This is a genomic window from Psychrobacillus sp. FSL K6-1415, from assembly GCF_038003185.1.
In the GTDB taxonomy this organism is placed as follows: domain Bacteria; phylum Bacillota; class Bacilli; order Bacillales_A; family Planococcaceae; genus Psychrobacillus; species Psychrobacillus psychrodurans.
In genome coordinates, this window is record NZ_JBBOOQ010000001.1 from 3,684,875 (window position 1) to 3,708,138 (window position 23,264).

Below are 23,264 nucleotides of genomic sequence, written 5' to 3' on the forward strand. Positions count from 1 at the left end.
CCTATTTGAAAAGAGGTTGTCCAATGACATATCTCATTGGACACCTCTATAAGTTACACTTGCTGTTCTGGAGGCAGCATTGTTAATGCAATTCTTCCTTTATTGGCATCAAACTGTTCAACCCATACAGTCACTATATCTCCTAGTGAAACAACATCTAAGGGATGTTTGACAAACCCTTTTTTAAGTTTAGAAATATGGACTAAACCATCCTGTTTAACACCGATATCTACAAATGCACCAAAATCAACTACATTTCTCACGGTACCTTGTAATTCCATCCCTGTTTTTAAGTCTTCTAATTTGAGTACATCTTTTTTCAAGATTGGCTGCGGAAATGCTTCACGAGGATCACGAGCTGGCTTGATCAATGTATCTACTATATCTTTTAGTGTGATTTCACCTATTTCTAATTCTTTACTAACTGTTTCTATTGAAATTTTCTTTAGTGCCTCTTCTGCTTCTCTTGTCCCTATCTGTGTCTTCTTAAGACCGGCAATTTCTAGCACTTGCTCTGCTCCTTTATAGCTTTCAGGGTGAATGCCCGTTGCATCAAATGGATTTTTCGCATCTGGTACGCGTAAAAATCCAATTGCTTGTTCATATGTTTTGGCCCCAAGGCGTGGAATTTTCTTTAGCTGCGCTCTAGAAGTAAACCTACCCTGCTCATTTCTCATATTCACAACGTTTTCTGCCACTGTTTTCGAAAGTCCTGAAACGTATTGTAATAACGATGCAGATGCTGTATTTACATTTACACCTACTTGGTTAACTGCAGTTTCTACTATAAAGGATAGGGAATCCGATAATTTCTTTTGTGAAACATCATGCTGGTATTGTCCTACTCCTACTGCTTTTGGATCTATTTTCACTAGTTCTGCCAGAGGGTCCTGTAGTCTTCTTGCAATGGATACTGCGCTACGTTGTTCTACTTGTAGATCTGGAAACTCGTTGCGCGCAGTTTCAGAAGCTGAGTACACACTGGCACCTGCTTCATTCACTATTACATAAGCTACTTCCCCCTCTGCTTCTTTCAAACAATCCACGATAAATTGCTCTGTTTCACGAGAGGCTGTTCCATTTCCAATGGCAATCAAAGAAATAGGGTAGCTCTTTAAGTAACCAAGCACTTTATTCCTTGAGCCTTCCACATCCATTTTTGGGGCATGTGGATAAATAGCAGAGACCTCTAAAAGTTTTCCTGTATCATCTACAACCGCTAGCTTACATCCTGTACGATAAGCTGGATCGACACCTAGAATTACTTTTCCTTTTAATGGTGGTTGTAATAGTAAATTACGCAGATTTTCAGAGAAAATATGAATAGCCTGTGTTTCTGCTTTTTCAGTAAGCTCTGCTCGAATTTCTCTCTCTACTGAAGGCTGAATTAGTCGCTTATACGAATCTTCTACCGCCAACTCAATCTGTTCCACTGCATCACTAGATGAAGATTTAATCCACTGTGCTTTCATCACATTAGTTGTTTTTTCCATTGGAATCTGAAGAGCTACTTTTAATATATCCTCTTTTTCTCCTCGGTTTAACGCTAATATACGATGAGGAACAATCTTCTTCACAGGTTCTTCATACTCATAATACATCTCAAATACGTTTTTTTCGTCTAGCTCTGCTTTTTTTACAGACGCAACAATCTTACCATCTGTACGGGTAATATTCCGAATTTGCTCTCGTATTTTGGCATCATCTGCGAATTGCTCTGCCAAAATGTCCCTAGCTCCTAGTAAAGCGTCATCCACAGATAAGACTTCTAATTCTTCATTAAGAAAATCTTCTGCTAATATAGCTACGGATTCCTTAGGGAAAGTCATTATTAGAGTAGCTAGAGGTTCCAAACCTTTTTCTTTTGCAATGGTAGCTTTCGTTCTGCGTTTTTGCTTATAAGGACGATATAAATCTTCTACTCGCTGAAGTACTGTCGCATTATTAATAGAAGTTGTTAACTCTTCGGTCAATTTACCTTGCTCATCAATTAAGCGAAGGATTTCTTCTTTTCTTTGTTCTAACTGTTGTATGTAGTTATAACGATCTTCGACTGCTTTAATTTGAACTTCATCTAAAGATCCTGTTTGTTCTTTTCTATATCGGGCAATGAAGGGAACCGTATTTCCCTCTTCTAGTAATTTTATAACCTGTTCCGCTTGCGATGACTTAACACCCGTATCTTTTGAAACAAGATGGAGCATCTTCTTTATTTCCAAAACAAACACGTCCTTTCTATATAGTACTCATTTTACCATATCTGGCGCCATCTAGAAAAAGACAAACAAAAAAGCTTACTCAATATTAGAGTAAGCTTCCAACTATAAATGTAGAGTCGTCGCCATGTTCGATTTCTTTAAAGACTGTTTCATAGAGACATCGAGCATTCGCTGCAACTTTAATGGTTGATTTTGGACTATTCATCACAACACCATCCGAGTGCAACATAAACAAGTCATTTTTTTCACAAGCGTATGTTTGCGTATTAATCCTTTGTTTTCTCCCGGATAAGTAACCCATTACTGGTAAAGGATAAATCATTTTATCTGTAGCCCGTTTGTACATATAAAACTTCACATTCCCTACACAGCTGTAAGAAATAGTTTGGCTTTTATAATCTATTTTTACTAGCGCAACTGCTGCACCTCGTTTTTGAATCATTAAATCATTGCAGCGTAATAATAATTCATCTAACGTTTCGTCTTTATATTGCTCTAAAATTTCTGGGATAATATCAGCAGACTCTTTAGCTACTGGTCCATTTCCCAATCCATCTGCTATAGCACAAAGCATAAAATCGTCTGTCTTTGTAATATAATAAGTATCTCCAGATTCTAAATTTCCACTTTTGGCTTCTTGGTATACAAATAAGTCTACTTTGTCATCTGAAAAATCTATCATTTCCCTACTCCACCTGACGATAAAATGGCCTCTTGTAATTTCTTTATAGCTTTGCGTTGAATTCTAGATACGTGCATTTGGGATATATTGAGACGATCTCCCGTTTCTTTTTGACTCAGCTGCTCCATATATGTAAGTTGAATTATTTCTTTCTCTCGTTCAGACAAAACATTAAGTGCGTTGGCTACAAGTAAACGTTGATCAGTTTTCTCATACTCACTATCTGTTTTACCAATTACATCAAACAGCGTAATCGTACTACCATCTGAATCCGATTCAAGTGAATGATCCATAGATAGTGCTTGATAACTTTTACCCATTTCCATAGCTTCTAGTACATCTTCCACTTCTACCCCAAGGAAATCAGCTATTTCTGGGATAATAGGTGAGCGCTGAAATTCCACTGTTAATGTTTCAACTGCTGCTCTAATACGTGGTCCTAGTTCTTTTATTCTTCTTGGAACATGAATAGCCCAAGTTTTATCTCTCAAAAAGCGTTTAATCTCACCGATAATTGTCGGAATTGCAAAAGCTTCGAAGTTTTTACCGAAAGATGGATCATATCTACGGATTGCTCCAAGCAGACCAAGCATACCTACCTGCGCAATATCCTCATGATGCGATTTACCATTAGAATATTTTCGAGCAATAGATTCAACCAACCTAGTATAATTTAGTACTAAATTTGTTTGAGCCTCTTCACTTTCGGTCTCTTGATATTCTTTGATCCATTCCAATATTTTCTCTTTCGATTCTTTATTAGGAAGGGACGTGTTCGACATTTTCATCCACCTGCTCTACTCCGACATGTTTCGTCATAAATACAGTAACACCTTCTTGGTGATGGACTTTAACTTCATCCATTAACGTCTCGATTAAATATAAACCAAGACCGCCTTCTCTTAAAAAGGATACCTCTTCCAATTCATGGTATGGTCCTACTTTTGCTTTTGTTTCTTCAAAATTAAAGCTTTTCCCATGATCCGCTACCATTATCTCCATTTTTTCCTCGTATAATGCGCAGCCAATGACCACTTCGCCTTCCTCATTATCCGCATATGCATGCTGTACAGCATTTGTAATGGCTTCACTTGCAGCAATTTTCAAGTCTTCTATATCGTCATACGTAAACCCAATGCGATTTGCCAAACCAGAAATTGTGAGTCGGGCAACGCTAACGTACTGAGGTTTCGCAGGCACCCGGATTTCCACATAATCAAACGGTTTCATCTATTTTCACCTCTTTATCTGTAGCCTGGATATCCATAATTTCTACTAGACCAGTTATATCGAATAAACGTTTCAATCTAGATGAAAGTCCCGTTAACTCCAAATGCCCATTTGCAGCAGTTACACTTTTATAAAAACCAACAAAAACACCTAGCCCTGTACTATCCATATATGAAACGTCCGTTAAATTCAACTCAACATGTATTTTTTCTAGTAAGGTTATGTCTGAAAGTTTCTCTCTAAGGATCGGTGCTGTAAAAGCATCAATCTCTCCACCAATAAATCCTTTAATGTGCAACTCATCTAATGTATTTAGTTCAACTGAAATATTCATTTACTATTCCCCCGTTTTCGCTATATTTAGTCTGTATACCACCAACTAGCTTTTGATAAACCTTAAATTACTTCTTTTTGAAAATAACGAGTGTAAAGTCATCTCGTTGTTCAAACTCCTGTAATTCCTCCAGCTTATGAAACACATATTCCACCATATCTTGGGCGGACTGATCTCTTACGCTTTCGATAATATCCATCACGGTATTTTGGTCAATGAATCCATCTTTTGAACGACATTCAGTTACACCGTCGGTCATCATAACGATAAAATCATCTTTTTCTAAGGAAATAGAGTGTTGTTCATATTTAACATTGGAAATAACCCCTAATAATAACCCCTTTGCTTGTAATTCTGAAAAGCTATTAGATTCAGCGCAATAAAATAAAGGCGGTTCATGTCCAGCAGATGCATATGTAAATAAACTTTTAGAAGTGTCATAGGTCCCATAGAACATTGATATAAACATCGAATCACTTACACTTTTCTCAACTATTCTATTAATAACGTCTAGTACAATGGTAGGTTCAGTTTCTGCTCCATTCAAACTATCCATCCCATACTTAATCATGGACATGCATAGAGCAGCAGGAATTCCTTTTCCGATCACATCAGCAACAGCTATACCTACGGTTGTATCATCATGGAGAAAATGCGTATAATCACCATTCATTTCTTTTGCAGGAACAGAAATCATTCCGATATCCAAATCAAGCATATCTGGAACCTTTGTTTTCAACAAGGTTTGCTGAACATTGGCTGCAAGCTCCATTTCCATTCTAAAGTTTTCCTGCTTTTGAATTAACGCTTCATGTTCTTTTAATGCTAGTCCATATCTAATCATCACTTCTATTAATAAATCAAAAGAATGCCAAACATCATTAGGTAGCTCAGGCAAAATCTCTTCTAAAGAAGCTTTATGTATACTTATAACTTCTTCTGGAGAAATGTTCTTTTGAATAAGTTGTCTACTGATATTTTGGCCCTCATACAAATTATGTTCTGTTTGTCTCAGCGTATATTGTTCCAAAATTTCTTTGTATTGTCTCTTAAACTCTTGAGGCATACTTTAACTTACCTCCTATCTTAGCAACTTAGATGCGCTAATTGTAGTACCTTCCCCTATTACAGTTTCTATCTTAAAGTCATCCATTAGTCGCTTTACACCTGGTAGACCGGCACCTAATCCGCCTGATGTTGTATAGCCATCTTCCATAACTTTACGAACATCTACAATCCCTGGGCCTTTATCAGATGCAATTACTAATAGACCTCTAAGATTACCTTCTGTAATTTGTCTAATTTCTATCTTACCTTTACCTGCATATAAATATATATTTCGAGCAAGTTCACTAATCGCTGTTGTAATTCTCGCTTGGTCAACTGTACCGAAGCCAACGTCTTTCGCTTCATTTCTTCCAAGTTGCCTTGCAGCAACGATATCCCACTCAGTTATTATATCAACAGAAGACCTTAAATTCATAATGGATTAGTCCTCCAATTCTCGTTCTAATTTTTCCAATCCATTTTCTAAGTCTAGTGCCGTGACTACATTCTCTAGCCTAATGCCTAATTCAATGAGGGTAATAGCTACCGCAGGCTGAATGCCCGTAATCACTACCTTCGCACCCATTAGACCAGACATGCTTATAACATCGCCCAGTACCTTTGCGATGAAAGAATCGATAAAGTCAATCGGCGTTAGATCAAGTACTACTCCTCTTGCAGCTGTTGTATGAAGTTTATCAAGCAAATCTTCCTGAAATGCAAGAGCAGTTTGATCATCTAATTCCCACTGGATAGAAACAATTAAACAATCTCTCAATTTTAAAATAGGTATTCTTGACATCATTATATATCCACCTCTACTATTGCACGATTTGTCATTGCTAGGGCTTGTTCCATCCCTTTTTGTAAAGTGCTTGTTGTTGTGAAATCATTTAAATTTATACCTAGTGTGACAATAGTTTGTGCAATTTCTGGACGGATTCCAACTAGCATACATTTGGCTCCTACTAAACGCACAGCATCAGCCGCTTGAATAATATGATGGGCAACCATCGTATCTACTACAGGAACTCCTGTAATATCTAGTAATACTACTTCTGCTCGATGCTTTACAACTCCCTGTAGCAGGTTTTCCATTATTAGTTTTGCTCGTTCCGTATCAATTGTACCAACTAAAGGCATTACCGAAATTTTTTCAAAAACAGGAATTAATGAAGCAGATAGTTCTTGTAAAGCAATTTTTTGTAAGCTCACTGTTTTTTCCCACACCACAGAATAAGCATCCACAATACTATGGTTTAAAGGCGTGATCCAATTAGTTAATATTTCTCTATGAGATTGGAAACCTTCATCTAAGTACTCCGCTTCGTCCATTTTTTCATAAATTACTTCCGTAAAGTTGGTTAGCGCCTTTAATACAAAAGAAATAGACCATCCATAACGTACAATTTGAACGGAAAAATCATTTAATTTTGCTGTATATGTCGCTTTTTCTTCCGTTATACTCGAAATCATCAACTCTCCGAATTCACGAACAGTATTATCAACAACTTTATCCGACATAATTTGGAAGAAACGATCATCCTTCTCTTCTTCCATTTTGACTCTCCAGTTTTCTAAAATTTCATCAATATTTTCGTGAATATACGAAGCAATTCTTTTATTCATTGTTTCCCATACATCTCCTTGTTGAATATTAGTAATTATATTGTACAGAATTTCATCTTACTTTACACCTTTTATACATAATTACGTGATCATTAATACTTGTCCACATAAAAAAAAGCAGTTATTCCTTACTGCTATTACAACGTTCTTCTTCGTAGAGCAAATACAATCGGTAATTACTTCCACCACTTAAATCTCACTTTAAAACACGGTTAATCAAACCTTCTATATATTTACAAGCTAACACAAACTTTCTCCCTATTAAAAAACACAATGTGTCTTTGTCGGTTACACATTGTGTTCTTACTATGTATTAAAATTTAACGATACCTAAGCTAATCCCTAAAGCATGATCAACATCTTCCATCACGTCTACGTCTAGGTGGGTGATTTTATCAGTGAGTCGAGATTTATCAATTGTTCTTAACTGTTCCAATAAAATAACCGAGTCACGTTCAAAATCGTATTCTTTTGCATTTATCTCTACATGCGTTGGTAACTTAGCTTTTTGAATTTGAGCTGTGATAGCTGCCACAATGACAGTTGGACTAAATCTATTACCGATATCATTTTGTATCACCAAAACGGGTCTGGTTCCACCTTGCTCAGACCCGATTACTGGTGATAAATCCGCAAAAAAAACGTCTCCACGTTTTACGATCAAATTTTCATCCTCCACTTACGAGTCGCTCTGTCGTATGTTGAGCTTCGTATTCTGCATGTAAACACTCCGTACAAATGGATAGATTTATATGAGACATCTCAACATAGCCTTTCATCATCGCTTCTCTTATAAGATTTGCCTGACCATTTTTTACATATTCATTTGCTTGGACACGAACGAAACTTTCTACGCCAGTTAATGATTGTTTTACGGTTTTTACTCCTTCATTAACCAATTGATTTGGAAGCTGAATAATAGCTTCCTTTTTCTTTTTATCACTTACCACAGCAAACACCTCCGACAAAACATTTCCCTATATGACAATATACTTCATCTTACCATTTCTCTAGCTGAAATAAAAGACATTACGAGAAATCGTTAGACAAATTATGCATATATTCTTAAATTTTGTCGAAAGTCTATTTGCTATATATCCTAGGAACTCTGTCAGAAAAAGTACAGCAAACTTCATAAGGGATAGTTTGCAATGCTTCAGCCCATTCTTCTATTAGAATCTCTTCATTTCCTTGCTTACCTATTAATACTACTTTTTCACCAATCTTTACTTTTTCATCGAGACGAATCATGCATTGATCCATACAAATTTTCCCGACGATTGGCATTTTCTTTCCTTTTATCAACACTGATTGATTATGTAGTTTTCTTAATAAGCCATCTGCATAACCAATCGGAATTGTTGCAATCCACTCGTCTGATAAAGCTACATAAGAAGCCCCGTAGCCAATGGTTGAGCCCTTCGGAACCTTTTTTATATGGGTAACCTCTGTGTGTACCGTAAGTGCTTTTTCTAACAAAAATGGAAGTTCTCCTTTTACCCAAGGAGACGGTGGTATCCCATACATAGATATACCAAAACGCACAGCATTCCAGTGTTGGTCAGGATATATCAATGCCGCCGCACTATTAGAGGTGTGCACTAAGGCAGGTATTTGCTCAAATATATTTAATAACTTTTCAAATGTTGAAACTTGTTGTTTGAATAGTGTTTGGTCTTGCTCATCTGCGGTTGCAAAATGCGTGAAAACTCCTGTAACATGTAACCAATTTCTTTCTTGAATAAAAGTAAGTGCCTGCTTTAACTCTTTTTCTTCCGTAAAACCAATTCTACCCATACCGCTATCAATTTTTATATGAAGTTTCAAAGGTCTATGGAGATCTCGAGTAGCATTTAGCCACTCATATGAATATGCTGTAAGTGTAATGTTATGTTTGGAAGCCTCTTCTAAGAAAGAGAGCGGAGATGTACCTAATAAAAGTATATCCGCTTGAATACCAGCTTCCCTTAAGTGCAATGCCTCTTCCGGGGTGGCAACAGCCAGAAGATTAGCTCCTGCTTTTAATGCAGCTTGTGCAACAGCAATATCTCCATGGCCGTATCCATTTGCCTTAACAACGGCTATTACCCCAGTATTTTCCGGAAGTGTTTCCTGGAGTCTTTTTATATTATTTTGTATAGCTTGTAAGTTTACTTTTATGAACGTTGGTCGGTAATGCTGTAGCGACATATAGTTCCCTCTTTTAATCAGTTTACACCGATTATCCTACTAGTGTAATGAAGTAGTCAACCCTAATCACTTTAAACCACCAGTAGTCATTGATGCTGCAACTTCAATCATCTCTTCTTTTGTTAAAGTTGATGAAGCAATAAAGAATGACATTCCATCCTGTTCCCAAGAAAGAGATTGGTCTGTTATGGCACCAATTGCAACCCCTAGGTCAACTGGGTCACCAGGTGAAAATACAGGAATGATAGAAGAATCGCCTTGTACACTTCTATGTTGAATAATTGTAAATTCTTTGTCTCCACTATATGTTAAAATAACTCTCTTTTCTCCGTCCACTTCCATTAATTTTTCATCAATGTTATGAACTTGTTCCCACCCTTTTAACATTGGATAATACGTTTCAAATTCAGTATCATCAATCTCTGCTGATGCCTCTACTGTTTCTTCTGTGTCCTCTGCTTTACCAGTAGGGCTTTGTTCAACCTTATACTCAGCTGCTGCATGTGATTTTCCTAGTGATACTTTATCGAATGTAATATGAATTTGTTCTTCTTTGTTTTCATTTAAGATAGAAACATCCGTTGGTAGTAATGTCTTTTTGTTGATATAAATTTTTTGATAAGGCAGCATGTTTTTGTGGTTATTACTAGTTTTTGTTTCAAAGACATAATTGTCTCCTTCTTCTTTGAAGGTTGCTGTTTTATCATTTTTTATGTCGTTTGCTAGCGATCCGATTAGATACGCTTGGCTATTTTCAGTTGGCCATTTACTTTGGAATTTATACGTTTTGTTCAGTGCTGGTGTTACGACAAATACACCTTCTGTGTTACGAATTATCATTTGTGTATTTTCAGCATTTGTATCCGACACTTCTACTCGGTAAAAATCTGGCTTTGTATGCCAAACTTCCACACCGTACACTCTTGGTTCATCACCAGTTAAAATGCTCATCTCCGCTGTGAGCTCATACCCCTTTGAATCCACCCACTTGTTACTCAGTTTTTTTACAACGTCTTCTTTCGAATCGGCCCCACATGCAGATAGTACTAAGATTGTTAAAAATAAAAATAATAGTTTAGCCACTCGGCTCTTCAATCAGTCCATCCTTTCTATTATCACTGCGTTCATTCATTGTATGTAGATGGACGACCGGTTATGATTGTAGAATTACTTGAGCAGCCGCATAAACTTTTGTATGAGTTATAGAAACAAATCCGTTAACTTCTATTCCCTTAAAGTACAGGATTGGCTTACCGGAAGGTTCTTTAAGAATTTCAATATCTTGAAAACTGCATTCTTTTCCTATTCCAGTTCCTCGAGCTTTAGAAAATGCTTCTTTTGCTGCAAATCTTCCTGCTAAATATTCTATTTGTCTCTCCTCTGACAATTCGTGTAATTGAATTCTCTCTTTGTTGGTAAGTACACGCTCTTCAAATTTACGAGTTTTAGCTTGAATTGATTTAATTCTTTCAATTTCAGTTATATCTAATCCAATTCCAATTATCATGAATGTTTCTCCTTTCCAAATATCCTCCTTACAGGATATACTAATAGTAGAAAACTTGAGGTGAAATAATGTTTAGTAGAACAGAAAATTTCAAACAATACATAAAACTATATCCAGTTGTCTCTTCTTTACTTGCATTAAATATAGTTATTCATTTGTTAACGCTAATTCCTATACTTGGATCACAACTTTTTAGTTTCGGCGTTCATTTTAACTTATTAATCAGTGAAGGCGAATATTGGCGTTTACTTACTCCCATATTTTTGCACGCTTCTTTTTCTCATTTATTATTTAATATGTTCTCCTTATACATATTTGGACCAGAATTGGAACAATTAGCTGGGAAAGCTCGTTTCCTAACTATTTATATGTTAGCGGGATTAGTCGGTAATGTTGCCACCTACCTGATACATGACTGGAATTACACTAGTGTTGGTGCAAGTGGAGCCATTTACGGTATTTTCGGTGCTTTTGGAGCTTTAGTTTATTATACGAGAAATTTTATGCCACAGCTAAAACAAATCATTATTCCTATTATTGTAATCGGGGTCATTATGACATTCTTACAGCCACAGATTAATGTCACTGCCCATATAGCAGGGTTGATAACCGGTTTTATACTAGGAATGGTATACTTCCATCCTAAGCGTATAGCTACTTGGAAGAAACGACAACGTAAGCTTAAATCTGTATAAGTGAAGAAAAGCTTTCAGTAAATGTCAATTAAATGACATTAAAATCACATGATCACTAGCTTCCCTAATTTTATAGCGATTATAAGGATACTTCTATCGGTTCATTAACTTGAACTAATTCTATCATCTGACAATGGGCTGGTTAATTCTTAAAGTTGGGCACTGCTTAATTGATAGAAGTGAAAGGAGGCGACTCCAGCGGGAGAAGCGTTAGGTGAAGACCCCATAGCGAAGCGAGAAGACTGAAGCTACACCCGCCCGCGGAAAGCGTCCACCCTTGACCCGAAATCAGTAGTATATTCTTCAAAGTACATGGAATATCTGAACTTAATACTTTCTAAAAAAAGAACAGCCCCTATAAAGGCTGTTCTTTTTCTCTATCTATAGGTTCTTTTCTAGTTGGTTCATACCATTCCATAAGGTTTTCTGCATCAGCTTTTTCTATTGATGGGATAGTAGTAGCAGATCCAGTAACACCCGACTTAATAGTAGTTACAATAGAAGAAACATCAGCTTTTTTTTGAAAATACGTAGTACGTTCTGTCATAGCCTGAATACGTTTCTTTTCCATCCATAGAGATACTCTACTAAATAGACGGTACTGTACAACAAGTTGTTTTTCGTCCTTCCAATATCCAGCCGTTTTATGCTGCCATGCCCCCAAAAGAAAACTTAGTGGCAATAGCAATAGAGACATCAATCCAAATGGATAAAAGAAATAACTAACACTTGCCGCAACCGGGATCATCCATAGAAAGTCTAAGCGATAAAAGAACTTTCTGGAGCGCCTAGGAACTCGCGTAAAGTTAGGTTCAAAATGATAATCCGGGAAAATTTGGACAAGAATAGGATTGATTCGGTTCTTTTTAATAAGTGGAATTAATCTGATTTTCTCGTCCTTCTCTGCTAATGAGCCCCCTGCACTGTCTACGATGACAGCTGCATGCCCTGTAAGCTGGCGGAGAGGGTTTTCCACAATACGCACTCCTTGAATGCGCGATAAAGGAATCGTTACCTTTTTCTTTTCTAGTAATCCTCTAGTAATTATAATTTCCTCATCTTCTACCCGAATAGTAAACTCATAGTAATTTATAAACGTTATTGCAACTGATACCATCCAGGCAACAAGTAGTACAAAAAATACAGCTAAAGCTATTAGTAGAGCTCCAAACCTAATAAACATAATAATTTCATTATAAATAGTTTCATATGGGATTAATTCTGAGATCTGCGAGACAAACACAGCTAAACCAGAGAAAAAGACTCCAACTCCACCAGATGTACTAGCTAAAATTAGTAAATCCTTTTGAGACATCCGGAATAAAGGCTTCCGCTGCTCTACTACCTGATTTTCTGATTGTAACGCTTCATTAAGTATATTTAACTCCTTATTCTTGGCGAGACTCATTTCTTTTTTTATTTGTTCGGCTGCTTCTTTAGAAATTGCAGTCAACTCTGCATCCGCTTCTTTCGTTGCTCCCCCACCAGCCGTTTCTACTTTCACCTTTACCAATCCGAAAGGTCTATGAAAGATTCCTTCAGTGTAATTTAAGCTTTGAATACGCTCAAATGGAATATACCTTTTTTTCTTTACGAAAAGACCATATTCAATGCGAAGCTCTTCCTCTTCGAACCAGTAACGAAACCTCTTCCATTTTATGATTCCGCTAACCAACATAGCGATTAATAACACTGCATAAATAATATAGACTATATAGGAGCTCCAACCTTCAGATTCTCCTCTTCCTCCAAATCCATTTACTGCAATAACTACTATTAGAGGTAATATCATTTCCTTTAAAACTTTTACGAAATTAATAACTGCAGATATAGGATGTAATGTAAATTTTTCCTTAGACATCATCTTCCGCCACCCTTGCAAGTACAGAAATTCTACCACGAAGTTCATCTGCTTCCGCAGTTATGAGGGCAGGAATTGTGTGACTAGTTGCAGCAGTTGAAATAGTAATTGATGACAAATCATGTTTCCTCAATATCGGGCCTTGTTCAGTATCTACATGCTGTACACGAACCATTGGCACAAGCGTTCTTTTGACGATAAACAAACCATGCTGCAACTCGATTTCTTGCTCACGCACTTCGTATCGCCAACGAGTCCACCTAATTTTCGGGAATAAATAAATTAATAAATATCCAATGAGTAATATCACTACTCCATCTACTATGTATAGCCATATATATTGTCCCGTGAAATAATTGATAACTCCAGCCCCTATACCTACTAATAAGGCAACCAAGGTTTGAAATATTCCATAAATCCTCCATACACGTAATCCTTTTTCAGATAATCGATTAATTGGTTCTTGTCTCATATTAAACCCCCTCTTTTATCATTGTATACGAAACAGACCCTAAAATGTTTCAGTATCTTACAATTTTCTACACATCCATTTAGATGAAGTCTAATGGTTACTAGTGCGAGACCAGACCATATATCTTAAAAAGAAAAAGGATGAGCTTACATCGAAATGTAAGTTCATCCTTTGAAATTTTGTCTAGCTTCAACACCTAACTCCCCGAGTCGCTTCAGAATTTCGATAAAGGCAAAGGACGCCTTTATGCGAAATCCTTACAGCGCTTATCTGAGCTGCATAGGTGCTTATGCTTTTCAATTTAGTTTTCGCTACGTGATGAGCGAGTTCTTGTGCTGCGTTGAGTCGAGCCGTCACGTGGACCACTGCTACGACGTCCACTAGAGCTTGGACGTGAACCGCCACCTGAACGTGGTCCGCGATCGCCGCTTCCGCCACGACCACCTGATGAACTACGTCCTCCACCACTACTACGGTTACCTTTGTAACCACCGCCAGAACGAGAACCGCCTCCACCGCTACGTTCTCTACGAGCAGGTAGTGGGCGTTCTTCAGAAAGAGAAATCGGAGTATCATCCGGTTCTTTCGTCATTGATTTTAAAGCTGCAGCAATTACATCTACTGCTTCAAATTTTTCAAGCATTTCTTGTGCTAATGGACGATAATCGCCTAAATCATTTTTGTTTACAATTTCAGATAAAGATTCTACTGCTACACGTTTAAGTCCAACTAGTGCTTCATCTGAGCTTGGAGGGATTAAAGCTTCCATACGTTTTTTCGTTGTATTCTCAACGATACGTAAGTATCCCATTTCTCTTGGTGTTACGAATGTTGTAGCGATACCACTTTTACCTGCGCGTCCTGTACGACCTATACGGTGAACATAGCTTTCAGGATCTTGTGGGATATCAAAGTTATACACATGTGTTACGCCAGAGATATCTAATCCACGTGCTGCTACATCCGTTGCAACAAGAATATCAATTTTATTTGATTTGAATTGTTTTAATACAGACATACGTTTCGCTTGGCTTAAATCACCATGAATTCCTTCTGCAAGGTAACCACGAATGCTTAGTGCATGTGCTAATTCATCTACTCTACGTTTTGTGCGACCAAAGATAATCGCAAGCTCTGGTTGATGTACATTTAAAATTCTTGAAAGAACATCAAATTTTTCACGCTCAGTAGCTTTTACGTAGTACTGTTCAATATTTTCAACAGTCATTTCTTTCGACTTAATCTTTACTTCAACTGGATCTTTCATGAAGCGATCAGCAATTTTACGAATTGGTCCTGGCATTGTAGCAGAGAACAATAATGTTTGACGCTCAGGAGGTACGCTTTCTAAAATTGTGTTGATGTCTTCGATGAATCCCATGTTAAGCATTTCATCTGCTTCGTCTAAGATAAGTGTTTGAACTTGATCAAGCTTCAAAGTACGACGGTTGATATGATCAAGAATACGACCAGGTGTCCCAACAATAACTTGAGGTTTGTTTTTTAGTGCACGGATTTGACGACCAATTTCTTGTCCACCGTATACAGATAATAGACGAACCTTTTTGTCATATCCTAATTTATAAAGCTCTTCCGAAACTTGGATTGCAAGTTCACGTGTTGGAGCGATGATTAACGCTTGGATATTCGGGTTTTTAGTATCAATTTTTTCAATCATAGGGATACCAAATGCAGCAGTTTTACCTGTACCTGTCTGTGCTTGACCGATAACATCGCGTCCACCCATAGCATGTGTAATAGTACCTTCTTGGATTGGTGTAGCTTCTTCAAACCCCATACGTTGTACGGACTTTAATGTAGAAGCGCTAATATTTAATTCTGAAAAATTTGTCAAAATTTTAATCTCCTTTTTGTTTGTTTTGACAAATGGTTACATTTTCAGATGAAATTGCGGCAAATTCGAGCCTATACGAGGAACGTTTCCGTTACTTAAAATTCTCTGTGGTTTTAGATCAGAGGGGTCTTATATAAAGGGAAAGCCCGGTCTTTTGCCGAGCGGTCTGTTAATGAGTGATCGTGCAATACTACTTCAACAAACCGTTATGTTCAAAAAAAAGTACTCTTCAATAAACGCTGAAGAGTCTTCACACAAAATGTATCCATTGCTCTAAACGTAGTATATCATGCAACAAACTCAGTTGCAATGAATAAGCAACTGTTATAATTATTAGTTAATTACTTGTAGTCTCTTCCTCCTCTTCTTCCTTTAAAAATTTTAAAGCAGTGTTATACCAATCTTCGCAGTCCTCGCTATAACAAATATGGTGTTTCCCTGATTCCGAATAGACTATTTCCTTTTTCAAAGATCCAATTTCATCGTAGATAAACTGGGCAGTCGCGTAAGGTACAATACCATCTTTTTTGCCTTGAACTATATAGACTGGTACTGTAATTTGACCATAATAGGGCTGAACTATACGTACTAATCGCATAAATTCTAACGTCGCAGGAATTGGAGTTCCTTTCACTTTGTAACTGTATTGTTTATATAAAGAGTTTTCTTCGAGCCTACCTACCACTGCTTCTTTGGCTATATCCTTTATATCTTGTAAAAGCTGTGCCGGATATATGTACTTCGCTGCAGCACTTAATAAAACAAGCTTATATACTGGATAACGATTCGCCAAGTACATCGCAATAATTCCACCCATCGAAAAACCTACAATAATTACACGGTCTACTTCCTTTTGCATTTGCCTAAGAGACTGTTCCGCTGTCATCATCCACGATTCTGCGGTTAAATTCTTTAGTTCCAGCGTTTCTCCATGACCAGGTAATGTGGGGACAACAATTTCCCAGTTTGTATGAACTTTCAAATAGTCAACAAATGGTTGAATCTCATATGGTCCACCTGTAAAACCGTGAATACCTAATACGCCTGTTTTCATTGTCCCCACACCCGTCTTATTATTTTTGGAACGGCTCAATAACTCTTTCTAATTGCATTCCCCTTGAACCTTTCACTAAAACAATAGAGCGGTCATTAATTTTATTTCTTAAAAACGCAACAAGTTTTTCTGTGTCGTCATTGACCCAAATGAGTTGTTCGTCTGTAAATTGATCTACAAGTTTGTTATACAGCCATTCCATCCGTGGTCCATATAAACACACTCCCACAAATCTCTTATTTGAAATAGATTTGCTTATGTCTTCATGATATTGCCGCTCATTGTCTCCAAGCTCTAGCATATCACCTAATACAAGCCACTTATCAGTTTTAATAGATGACTTTTCAAGGAATGAAATTGCAGCAAGCATGGAAGTCGGAGCCGCATTATAAGCATCGTTTATGAAAATTGCATCATTTACTCCTTCGATCACCTGCATACGCATATCAGTCAAAACTATTTGTTTTAAAGATTTACGCATCTGCTCTGCAGTTAATCCAACTTCTTTTCCGATTAGCAGTGCAGCAAGTGTATTTTTTACTTGATGCTCACCTAACACAGGAATAGACATTGTTTCGTTTAGCTCTCCTTCAACACGGAAGGCACTTCCTTGCTCAGTAAAGTTTACTTCAGCAATACGTAAATCATTTTGTTCCTGAACACCAAATGATTTCGCCTGTACATTGGGATTTTTCTCCACAAATGGTCGAAGTAATGGCTCATCCCCATCATAGAATAATTGACCAGTGGCATCTAATCCTGCAATGATTTCAAATTTTGCTTTTGCAATACCTTCTCGAGAACCAAGATCTTGCATATGAGCTTCCCCAATATTTGTAATGACTACATATTTTGGCTTAGCCAAATTTGATAAAAACTCGATTTCTCCAAAGGAGCTCATACCCATTTCGAGCACTGCAAACTCTGTATCTTCCTCTAGAGAAAGAATAGTTAATGGTAATCCTAGTTCATTATTAAAGTTACCCTCTGTCTTTTTCACACTAAAATAAGGCGACAGCATACCTGCTACTAAATCTTTTGTGGATGTTTTACCATTCGACCCAGTAATGCCGATAAACACAGAGTTTAATTCTGCTCGATAAGCCCGTGCCATTTGCTGGAGTGCCTCTTCGCCACTTTCCACGAACAAAAGCGGAACGCCCTTAGGTGGATCCGGTTCGTCCTTCAACCAAAGCGATGCTGCTGCTCCTTTTGCAAAAGCATCTTGAACAAACCGATGCCCATTTACTTGTTCTCCACGAAACGGGATAAACAAATCGCCTGGTTTAATTGTTCTTGTATTTATCGAAACTCCCGTAACGACCGGATTATCGTCTGTTTTCTTTTGAATGTGTAACCATTCTGCTATATTTGCTAATGTTTTTTTCACTCGGTCACTTCCCGTCTTTCGAGTGTTCAAGCTGCTGTTTTTCTTCATGGCGTTCAATTGCCAAATGGATAAGTTCTTCTATTAGACCCGGATAAGAAAGTCCCGATTCCATCCAAAGCTTTGGATACATACTGATTGGTGTAAAGCCTGGCATTGTATTTACTTCATTGATAATGACCTCTTCTTGATCCGTTACAAAAAAGTCTGCCCGGACAAGTCCCGAACAATCCAAAATTTTAAATGCACGAATTGCAGCATCCTCTAGTTTATCTTGAAGCTTTTCAGAAATATTAGCAGGGATTGCGTAATTCGTCGTACCGTCCTCATATTTTGCTTCGTAGTCATAAAAATCCTTAGTTGGTAGTACTTCTCCCGCTACTGAGCATCTTGGTTCATCATTTCCCAGAACACTCATTTCAATTTCACGAGCAAATATCCCTTGTTCCACAATAATTTTACGGTCATATTTAAAGGCATATTCAACCGCTTTAATAAGTTCTTGTCGGTTTGTAACTCTACTAATTCCAACACTTGATCCAAGATTGGCAGGCTTTACAAATAAAGGCCACTTTAAGTTTTCTTCTATATTTTGTAGTAATGCATCCTGATTCTTTTTCCACTCTTTACTTATGAAATAGACATAAGGAACTTGTGATAAGCCAGCTTGCGCAAATAATTGCTTCATAACCACTTTATCCATTCCTGCAGCAGATGCTAATACCCCATTACCTACATACGGTAAATTCAATACTTCTAACAATCCTTGTACCGTTCCATCTTCCCCATTAGGTCCGTGCAAAAGAGGGAAAATAACATCTAGTTGAGTGGTATCGTCTCCTTGTTGTGGAAGGAAACTAGAAATGGTATTAGGAGTTGTTATTTCATTGCCAAATTTTAGAGATTCTATTGACTCTACCGGCGCAGTTAACTGACCTTCTTTTCTCCATTCACCTGTTTTAGTGATGAAAATTGGATATACTTCATATTTTTCAAAATTGATCGCTTGTGAAACTGCTCTAGCAGTAAGTAGTGACACCTCATGCTCTGCAGATTTCCCACCATATAATAAGCCTACTTTTATTTTCATAAGTTAAAATTACCTCCATGTTTTGGATATTATTAGTTTATCACGGACAGCCTTAATAGTTGAGTATCTAACCGAACAATTTAAGACCCACTACTCCCATGATAATACAGCTTAGAAAAAACAATTTCTTTCTACTTTTTTTCTCCTGAAATAAATACATCCCGAGAAGTACACTTCCCGCAGCCCCAATTCCTGTCCATACTGCATAACCAGTACCGACCGCTATATCCTTTAAGGCTAATGATAATAAAAAGAAACTTAAAGAAGCAGAAATGACCGTGAGAATCGTATATTTAACATTTTTGAAACCATCCGATAACTTCATATTAATAACAAAAGCCACTTCAAATAAACCAGCAATTATTAATAAAAACCACTCCATCAGGCCACCTCCTCTTCATCATCCACCAATTTTAGACCGATGATCCCAAAAAGGAGAACAAATAAAAAGAATAGCTTTCCAGCACTTACTTCTTCTTGAAACCAAATAATTCCTACAATAGCCGTGCCTGCTGCTCCAATACCTGTGAATATAGCATATGCTGTACCTATCGGAATCGTCTTCATAGCTTTAGCAAATAGGAAAAAGCTCACGATTAAAAATATAATCGTTACAATAGAAGGAATGAGCTCCGTAAAGCCATGGGCCTCTTTTAAACCAATTGCCCATATTATTTCTGTTAATCCTGCAATTATTAATAATATCCAGGCCATGCTTTTCACCTCACCACATAATAAACGCCCCTGCCTCTTTCACTTGGCAAAAGCGTTCTCTTTATACTTCTATTAGTACATCTACCGGTTTAGCTATATGTAATTTCAAATCCTCCAAAACTTCATCCGGAAAAATATTCTCAGGAAGAATACGAATTTCTATACCATAATGAGATTTATCTGTTTTGAATAACGACATTAACACACCATCTTCAAATAGCTCGTTGTGTTCGGTTACTTTTTCAGCAGACAATCTTGGTAGGACGATATTGTTCTTTTTACGCCAAAAAGCTGTTGACTTAGACTTATTACTAATTAGCCCTGTAACCACATTTGCAACTAATTGGTTAAAGTCTTCCATATCTCGGAAATAGATTTTTGTAATTTTCTCACCTTCATCCGATAGATAGACAAATCTATTTTGTAGGTGATGATAGAAGGGCGATCGAAAAGCTTCTTTTTTATGTGCTATGTATAGTAGCTCTGCTTGTTCTTGAGGAGAGAGCATATTTAATTTGCGCTCATCTTCAAAATCCATGAAGCAAACTTCAAAAGGCCCTTCAGTAAAATCCTTTACGAAATGGTTGTATTGCTCAGGAACTATAAATTCAAGCTGCGTATGCATATTAAAAGAAGCATCATCATAGCTATGTTTTAGCAACAAAAGAGCAGACAAGTCAGAGAAATTCCTTATAAACTGTTGAACCGTTATTCCGCTAAACAGAGCAAAATGCTCTACCTCATTTACGTGAACATATAAATGTGTGAAATACTCATCCATATCTCTCACTTCTTTCTTTGCCACTAAAATCACTCCTTTATCTGTTCATAATAATAGCACGATTTATACAAGGAAACATCTTTAATCCCTTTCACGTCTCTATTAAACCAGCAAGCAAAAAGTATTAATATACGTTATAATAGGTGAAGGAAATTTGAAGGAAACATAGGTGACTTACATGGAGAACAAAAAAGGCTTTGCTGATCGTTTTGATTGGACACTTGCTTTTATTATATTATTATTTCTTATCATTAGCTTACTTGCTATTTCGTCAGCACAAACCTCTGGACAATATGCAACAAACTTTATACCCAAACAGCTATTTTGGTATGTTGTCGGTTCCATTATCATTGGGTTTGTCATGTTTTTTGAACCAGAGCAATATAAAAAATTATCCTGGTATATATACGCAATTGGCGTATTTTTACTTCTTGTTCTTTTCATACTCCCTGATTCATTAGCTTTAGTTGAGCCGAGAAATGGTGCGAAGAGTTGGTTTCACTTACCTGTTGGTGATATTCAGCCTGCTGAATTTATGAAAACCTTTTATATATTAGGACTTGCCCGGTTAATCACGATTCATAATGAGAAGAATCAAATCAAGACAGTAAAGACAGATTTAATTTTGCTAGTTAAAATTGGAGTAACATTAATTATTCCCCTAGCTTTTATCCTTACACAACCTGACTTAGGTACCTCTTTAGTGTTCTTGGCAATTACGATAGCACTTATTATAGTAGCTGGAATTGCATGGAAAATAATACTCCCCTTCTTTATAGGTGGTATAGGAATTGGTGGTCTCCTATTGTGGATGGCCGTCTATATGCAAGATTTTCTAGAGGATAAGTTTGGATTCGACCCATATCAATTCGCTCGTATATATTCTTGGTTAGACCCCTATTCCTATGCATCAGATGAAGGAATGCATTTAATCACTTCTTTAAATGCCATCGGCTCTGGAGAGATTTTCGGTAAAGGTTATGGAGAACGTATTGTGTATGTTCCAGAAAATCATACCGACTTCATATTTGCCGTTATTGGAGAGGAATACGGTTTCGTAGGGGCAAGTATTGTTGTTAGTCTTTACTTCCTACTTATTTTTCATTTGACGAAAATTACACTTCAATTAAAAGATGCATACAGTACTTATGTCTGCGCTGGAATCATCGCAATGATTACATTCCATGTATTCGAAAATATTGGCATGACTATTCAATTATTGCCGATCACAGGTATACCTCTACCATTTATAAGTTACGGTGGTAGTTCGCTCATGGGGAATATGTTAGCCATTGGTTTAGTATTTAGTATGAAGTTTCATCATCGGACTTATATGTTTGCAAAAAACGAAGACGATTGATTATAGTGCGAGTGGAAAATTGGTTTACACCATTTCTACTCGCTTTTTTGTTGCTACAGAAACCTTTCTCTAATCATAACGTTTAATATTATACTCAGGAGGATGATTATGGAAATGAAGGAAGTAATAAGAGAGAAAAGAATTGATGAACTTGATTACATAAGGGGTTTTGCATTATTAGGGATTATTCTAGTTAATATACTTGCACTACTAAACATAGGTATTCCAGAACCAAATACGTTAGACGCAAGCTACCAGAAGTTTTTATATTTATTTGTAGAAGGACGATTTTTTACAATATTTTCATTTCTATTTGGGCTAGGCTTTTATCTATTTATTTCTCGCTCATTTGCCAGAGGTGAGAAAGCATACATTCTTTTTACACGAAGATTAGTAATATTGTTGATTTTGGGAGTAGTCCATTCAATGTTCCATCCAGGAGAAGCATTATTGTTTTACGCAATTATCGGTATTATTATACTACCGTTTTATAAAGTAAATAAAAAAATAAACCTAGTAATTAGTCTTGTATTATTAATAGTATTTGCAGTTCTGGCAACTAAAATACTCTTAATAATTCCACTAATGTTATTAGGGTTAGTTTGTGGTCAATACCGTGTATTCGAAAACCTTGTATCTAAAACAAAACAAATAATGCTTTTTACGATTCTTACTCTAGCAGCTAGTGTTATTGGTTTTTATATTCAATATCAAAGTATACCCTCGCAACCATTCATCAACATGATATTTATGGAGGCTGATGGTACTTATGATCAAGCAAGTACATTTTTAAGAATAGGCATAACTATTGGTCCTTTATTATCAGCTTTTTACGTTGGGCTACTGTTATTACTATTGCGATTTAAAGTATTCCAACGACTATTATCACCATTAAAATATTACGGGCGTATGGCATTAACAAATTATTTAGGACAAACGATCTTTATCTTAATAGCAGGAAAGTTATTCATCACACCTCAACTCAGCTATATAGATACGCTACTAATATGCATTACCATTTACGCTATACAACTAGCTTTCAGTATGGTATGGCTACAGTTCTTTAAAATGGGACCTCTAGAATGGATATGGAGGATAATTACTTATTGGAAAGTGATACCGATTAGAAGAGGTTAATTGTATTTCGCGTTACAGCA

General features: G+C 36.8%; 26 protein-coding genes. 3 read left to right on the plus strand and 23 right to left on the minus strand.

Translation table 11 applies throughout. The features are described from left to right. Nucleotides 1-53 precede the first annotated feature (53 nt). The 14 genes from MKY60_RS18075 to acpS form a co-directional block, all read right to left on the minus strand. Nucleotides 54-2,219 (minus strand): Tex-like N-terminal domain-containing protein, encoded by a 2,166-nt coding sequence (locus MKY60_RS18075; protein ID WP_090566521.1) that lies wholly within the window; start codon nt 2,217-2,219, stop codon nt 54-56. Between the two features lie 85 nt (nt 2,220-2,304). Further along, nucleotides 2,305-2,901 (minus strand): PP2C family serine/threonine-protein phosphatase, encoded by a 597-nt coding sequence (locus tag MKY60_RS18080; RefSeq protein WP_093495583.1) that lies wholly within the window; start codon nt 2,899-2,901, stop codon nt 2,305-2,307. Then, a complete protein-coding gene (gene sigB, locus MKY60_RS18085; protein ID WP_093495584.1) occupies nt 2,898-3,683 on the minus strand; it encodes an RNA polymerase sigma factor SigB in 786 nt (261 codons plus the stop codon). The genes MKY60_RS18080 and sigB overlap by 4 nt, the downstream gene beginning before the upstream one ends. Beyond that, on the minus strand, nt 3,661-4,131 hold the full coding sequence (gene rsbW, locus MKY60_RS18090; protein WP_090566512.1) for an anti-sigma B factor RsbW: 471 nt from the start codon (nt 4,129-4,131) through the stop codon (nt 3,661-3,663). Before rsbW ends, sigB begins: the two co-directional genes overlap by 23 nt. Beyond that, a complete protein-coding gene (locus tag MKY60_RS18095) occupies nt 4,118-4,465 on the minus strand; it encodes an anti-sigma factor antagonist (protein WP_090566509.1) in 348 nt (115 codons plus the stop codon). Before MKY60_RS18095 ends, rsbW begins: the two co-directional genes overlap by 14 nt. A gap of 67 nt (nt 4,466-4,532) precedes the next feature. Further along, nucleotides 4,533-5,531 carry a PP2C family protein-serine/threonine phosphatase gene (locus MKY60_RS18100; RefSeq protein WP_090566505.1) on the minus strand — a complete coding sequence of 333 codons (999 nt, stop codon included), beginning with the start codon at nt 5,529-5,531 and terminating at the stop codon, nt 4,533-4,535. A gap of 15 nt (nt 5,532-5,546) precedes the next feature. Then, nucleotides 5,547-5,948 (minus strand): anti-sigma regulatory factor, encoded by a 402-nt coding sequence (locus MKY60_RS18105; protein ID WP_090566502.1) that lies wholly within the window; start codon nt 5,946-5,948, stop codon nt 5,547-5,549. Between the two features lie 6 nt (nt 5,949-5,954). After that, the gene (locus MKY60_RS18110; RefSeq protein WP_090566499.1) at nt 5,955-6,317 is read right to left on the minus strand and encodes an STAS domain-containing protein; all 363 of its coding nucleotides are present in this window, start codon (nt 6,315-6,317) and stop codon (nt 5,955-5,957) included. Then, nucleotides 6,317-7,141 (minus strand): STAS domain-containing protein, encoded by an 825-nt coding sequence (locus tag MKY60_RS18115; RefSeq protein ID WP_090566496.1) that lies wholly within the window; start codon nt 7,139-7,141, stop codon nt 6,317-6,319. Before MKY60_RS18115 ends, MKY60_RS18110 begins: the two co-directional genes overlap by 1 nt. Nucleotides 7,142-7,454: 313 nt before the next feature. Further along, a complete protein-coding gene (locus MKY60_RS18120) occupies nt 7,455-7,805 on the minus strand; it encodes a type II toxin-antitoxin system PemK/MazF family toxin (protein WP_090566493.1) in 351 nt (116 codons plus the stop codon). A gap of 4 nt (nt 7,806-7,809) precedes the next feature. Further along, nucleotides 7,810-8,091, minus strand: coding sequence for a transcriptional regulator (locus MKY60_RS18125; protein ID WP_241597902.1), 282 nt, complete (start codon nt 8,089-8,091; stop codon nt 7,810-7,812). A gap of 133 nt (nt 8,092-8,224) precedes the next feature. Beyond that, entirely contained in the window at nt 8,225-9,331 is a 1,107-nt protein-coding gene (gene alr / locus MKY60_RS18130; protein ID WP_340880569.1) for an alanine racemase, read from the minus strand. Between the two features lie 66 nt (nt 9,332-9,397). Beyond that, nucleotides 9,398-10,426, minus strand: coding sequence for a LolA family protein (locus MKY60_RS18135; RefSeq protein ID WP_093495588.1), 1,029 nt, complete (start codon nt 10,424-10,426; stop codon nt 9,398-9,400). 58 nt (nt 10,427-10,484) lie between these two features. Further along, on the minus strand, nt 10,485-10,838 hold the full coding sequence (acpS, locus tag MKY60_RS18140) for a holo-ACP synthase (RefSeq protein WP_340880570.1): 354 nt from the start codon (nt 10,836-10,838) through the stop codon (nt 10,485-10,487). 68 nt (nt 10,839-10,906) lie between these two features. Here acpS and MKY60_RS18145 point away from each other — a divergent pair, with 68 nt between their 5' ends. Then, nucleotides 10,907-11,533 (plus strand): rhomboid family intramembrane serine protease, encoded by a 627-nt coding sequence (locus tag MKY60_RS18145; RefSeq protein ID WP_093495590.1) that lies wholly within the window; start codon nt 10,907-10,909, stop codon nt 11,531-11,533. Nucleotides 11,534-11,888: 355 nt separating this feature from the next. Here MKY60_RS18145 and MKY60_RS18150 read toward each other — a convergent pair whose 3' ends face one another. From MKY60_RS18150 to MKY60_RS18190, 9 genes are all read right to left on the minus strand, one after another. Continuing rightward, complete coding sequence (locus MKY60_RS18150) at nt 11,889-13,397, minus strand: PH domain-containing protein (protein ID WP_340930866.1); 1,509 nt, start codon at nt 13,395-13,397, stop codon at nt 11,889-11,891. Then, nucleotides 13,387-13,866 carry a PH domain-containing protein gene (locus MKY60_RS18155; RefSeq protein WP_093495591.1) on the minus strand — a complete coding sequence of 160 codons (480 nt, stop codon included), beginning with the start codon at nt 13,864-13,866 and terminating at the stop codon, nt 13,387-13,389. Before MKY60_RS18155 ends, MKY60_RS18150 begins: the two co-directional genes overlap by 11 nt. A gap of 301 nt (nt 13,867-14,167) precedes the next feature. After that, nucleotides 14,168-15,721 (minus strand): DEAD/DEAH box helicase, encoded by a 1,554-nt coding sequence (locus MKY60_RS18160; RefSeq protein WP_093495592.1) that lies wholly within the window; start codon nt 15,719-15,721, stop codon nt 14,168-14,170. A 337-nt stretch (nt 15,722-16,058) separates the two neighbouring features. Next, nucleotides 16,059-16,775, minus strand: a complete 717-nt coding sequence (locus MKY60_RS18165) for an alpha/beta hydrolase (protein ID WP_093495593.1) — start codon at nt 16,773-16,775, stop codon at nt 16,059-16,061. 19 nt (nt 16,776-16,794) lie between these two features. Continuing rightward, nucleotides 16,795-18,165 (minus strand): UDP-N-acetylmuramoyl-tripeptide--D-alanyl-D-alanine ligase, encoded by a 1,371-nt coding sequence (locus MKY60_RS18170; protein ID WP_093495594.1) that lies wholly within the window; start codon nt 18,163-18,165, stop codon nt 16,795-16,797. A gap of 4 nt (nt 18,166-18,169) precedes the next feature. Then, nucleotides 18,170-19,252, minus strand: a complete 1,083-nt coding sequence (locus tag MKY60_RS18175; RefSeq protein WP_340930867.1) for a D-alanine--D-alanine ligase — start codon at nt 19,250-19,252, stop codon at nt 18,170-18,172. Between the two features lie 67 nt (nt 19,253-19,319). Then, entirely contained in the window at nt 19,320-19,634 is a 315-nt protein-coding gene (locus MKY60_RS18180; protein ID WP_090566459.1) for a DMT family transporter, read from the minus strand. Further along, nucleotides 19,634-19,966: a DMT family transporter gene (locus tag MKY60_RS18185; protein WP_093495596.1), complete on the minus strand. Its 333-nt coding sequence runs from the start codon at nt 19,964-19,966 to the stop codon at nt 19,634-19,636. The genes MKY60_RS18180 and MKY60_RS18185 overlap by 1 nt, the downstream gene beginning before the upstream one ends. Nucleotides 19,967-20,027: 61 nt before the next feature. Beyond that, the gene (locus tag MKY60_RS18190) at nt 20,028-20,771 is read right to left on the minus strand and encodes a hypothetical protein (RefSeq protein WP_241597917.1); all 744 of its coding nucleotides are present in this window, start codon (nt 20,769-20,771) and stop codon (nt 20,028-20,030) included. A gap of 154 nt (nt 20,772-20,925) precedes the next feature. Between MKY60_RS18190 and MKY60_RS18195 the strand changes: the two genes are divergently transcribed. Beyond that, nucleotides 20,926-22,107 carry an FtsW/RodA/SpoVE family cell cycle protein gene (locus tag MKY60_RS18195; RefSeq protein WP_093495597.1) on the plus strand — a complete coding sequence of 394 codons (1,182 nt, stop codon included), beginning with the start codon at nt 20,926-20,928 and terminating at the stop codon, nt 22,105-22,107. A 114-nt stretch (nt 22,108-22,221) separates the two neighbouring features. Then, nucleotides 22,222-23,244 carry a DUF418 domain-containing protein gene (locus tag MKY60_RS18200; protein ID WP_340931118.1) on the plus strand — a complete coding sequence of 341 codons (1,023 nt, stop codon included), beginning with the start codon at nt 22,222-22,224 and terminating at the stop codon, nt 23,242-23,244. Nucleotides 23,245-23,264 lie beyond the last annotated feature (20 nt).

Excerpts from the sequence above, each read along its gene's own strand:
- MKY60_RS18080 (WP_093495583.1), bottom strand. The coding sequence starts at position 2,901 with ATGATAGATTTTTCAGATGACAAAGTAGACTTATTTGTATACCAAGAA.
- sigB (WP_093495584.1), bottom strand. The coding sequence starts at position 3,683 with ATGTCGAACACGTCCCTTCCTAATAAAGAATCGAAAGAGAAAATATTG.
- rsbW (WP_090566512.1), bottom strand. The coding sequence starts at position 4,131 with ATGAAACCGTTTGATTATGTGGAAATCCGGGTGCCTGCGAAACCTCAG.
- MKY60_RS18095 (WP_090566509.1), bottom strand. The coding sequence starts at position 4,465 with ATGAATATTTCAGTTGAACTAAATACATTAGATGAGTTGCACATTAAA.
- MKY60_RS18100 (WP_090566505.1), bottom strand. The coding sequence starts at position 5,531 with ATGCCTCAAGAGTTTAAGAGACAATACAAAGAAATTTTGGAACAATAT.
- MKY60_RS18105 (WP_090566502.1), bottom strand. The coding sequence starts at position 5,948 with ATGAATTTAAGGTCTTCTGTTGATATAATAACTGAGTGGGATATCGTT.
- MKY60_RS18110 (WP_090566499.1), bottom strand. The coding sequence starts at position 6,317 with ATGATGTCAAGAATACCTATTTTAAAATTGAGAGATTGTTTAATTGTT.
- MKY60_RS18115 (WP_090566496.1), bottom strand. The coding sequence starts at position 7,141 with ATGAATAAAAGAATTGCTTCGTATATTCACGAAAATATTGATGAAATT.
- alr (WP_340880569.1), bottom strand. The coding sequence starts at position 9,331 with ATGTCGCTACAGCATTACCGACCAACGTTCATAAAAGTAAACTTACAA.
- acpS (WP_340880570.1), bottom strand. The coding sequence starts at position 10,838 with ATGATAATTGGAATTGGATTAGATATAACTGAAATTGAAAGAATTAAA.
- MKY60_RS18145 (WP_093495590.1), top strand. The coding sequence starts at position 10,907 with ATGTTTAGTAGAACAGAAAATTTCAAACAATACATAAAACTATATCCA.
- MKY60_RS18150 (WP_340930866.1), bottom strand. The coding sequence starts at position 13,397 with ATGATGTCTAAGGAAAAATTTACATTACATCCTATATCTGCAGTTATT.
- MKY60_RS18155 (WP_093495591.1), bottom strand. The coding sequence starts at position 13,866 with ATGAGACAAGAACCAATTAATCGATTATCTGAAAAAGGATTACGTGTA.
- MKY60_RS18165 (WP_093495593.1), bottom strand. The coding sequence starts at position 16,775 with ATGAAAACAGGCGTATTAGGTATTCACGGTTTTACAGGTGGACCATAT.
- MKY60_RS18175 (WP_340930867.1), bottom strand. The coding sequence starts at position 19,252 with ATGAAAATAAAAGTAGGCTTATTATATGGTGGGAAATCTGCAGAGCAT.
- MKY60_RS18180 (WP_090566459.1), bottom strand. The coding sequence starts at position 19,634 with ATGGAGTGGTTTTTATTAATAATTGCTGGTTTATTTGAAGTGGCTTTT.
- MKY60_RS18185 (WP_093495596.1), bottom strand. The coding sequence starts at position 19,966 with ATGGCCTGGATATTATTAATAATTGCAGGATTAACAGAAATAATATGG.
- MKY60_RS18195 (WP_093495597.1), top strand. The coding sequence starts at position 20,926 with ATGGAGAACAAAAAAGGCTTTGCTGATCGTTTTGATTGGACACTTGCT.
- MKY60_RS18200 (WP_340931118.1), top strand. The coding sequence starts at position 22,222 with ATGAAGGAAGTAATAAGAGAGAAAAGAATTGATGAACTTGATTACATA.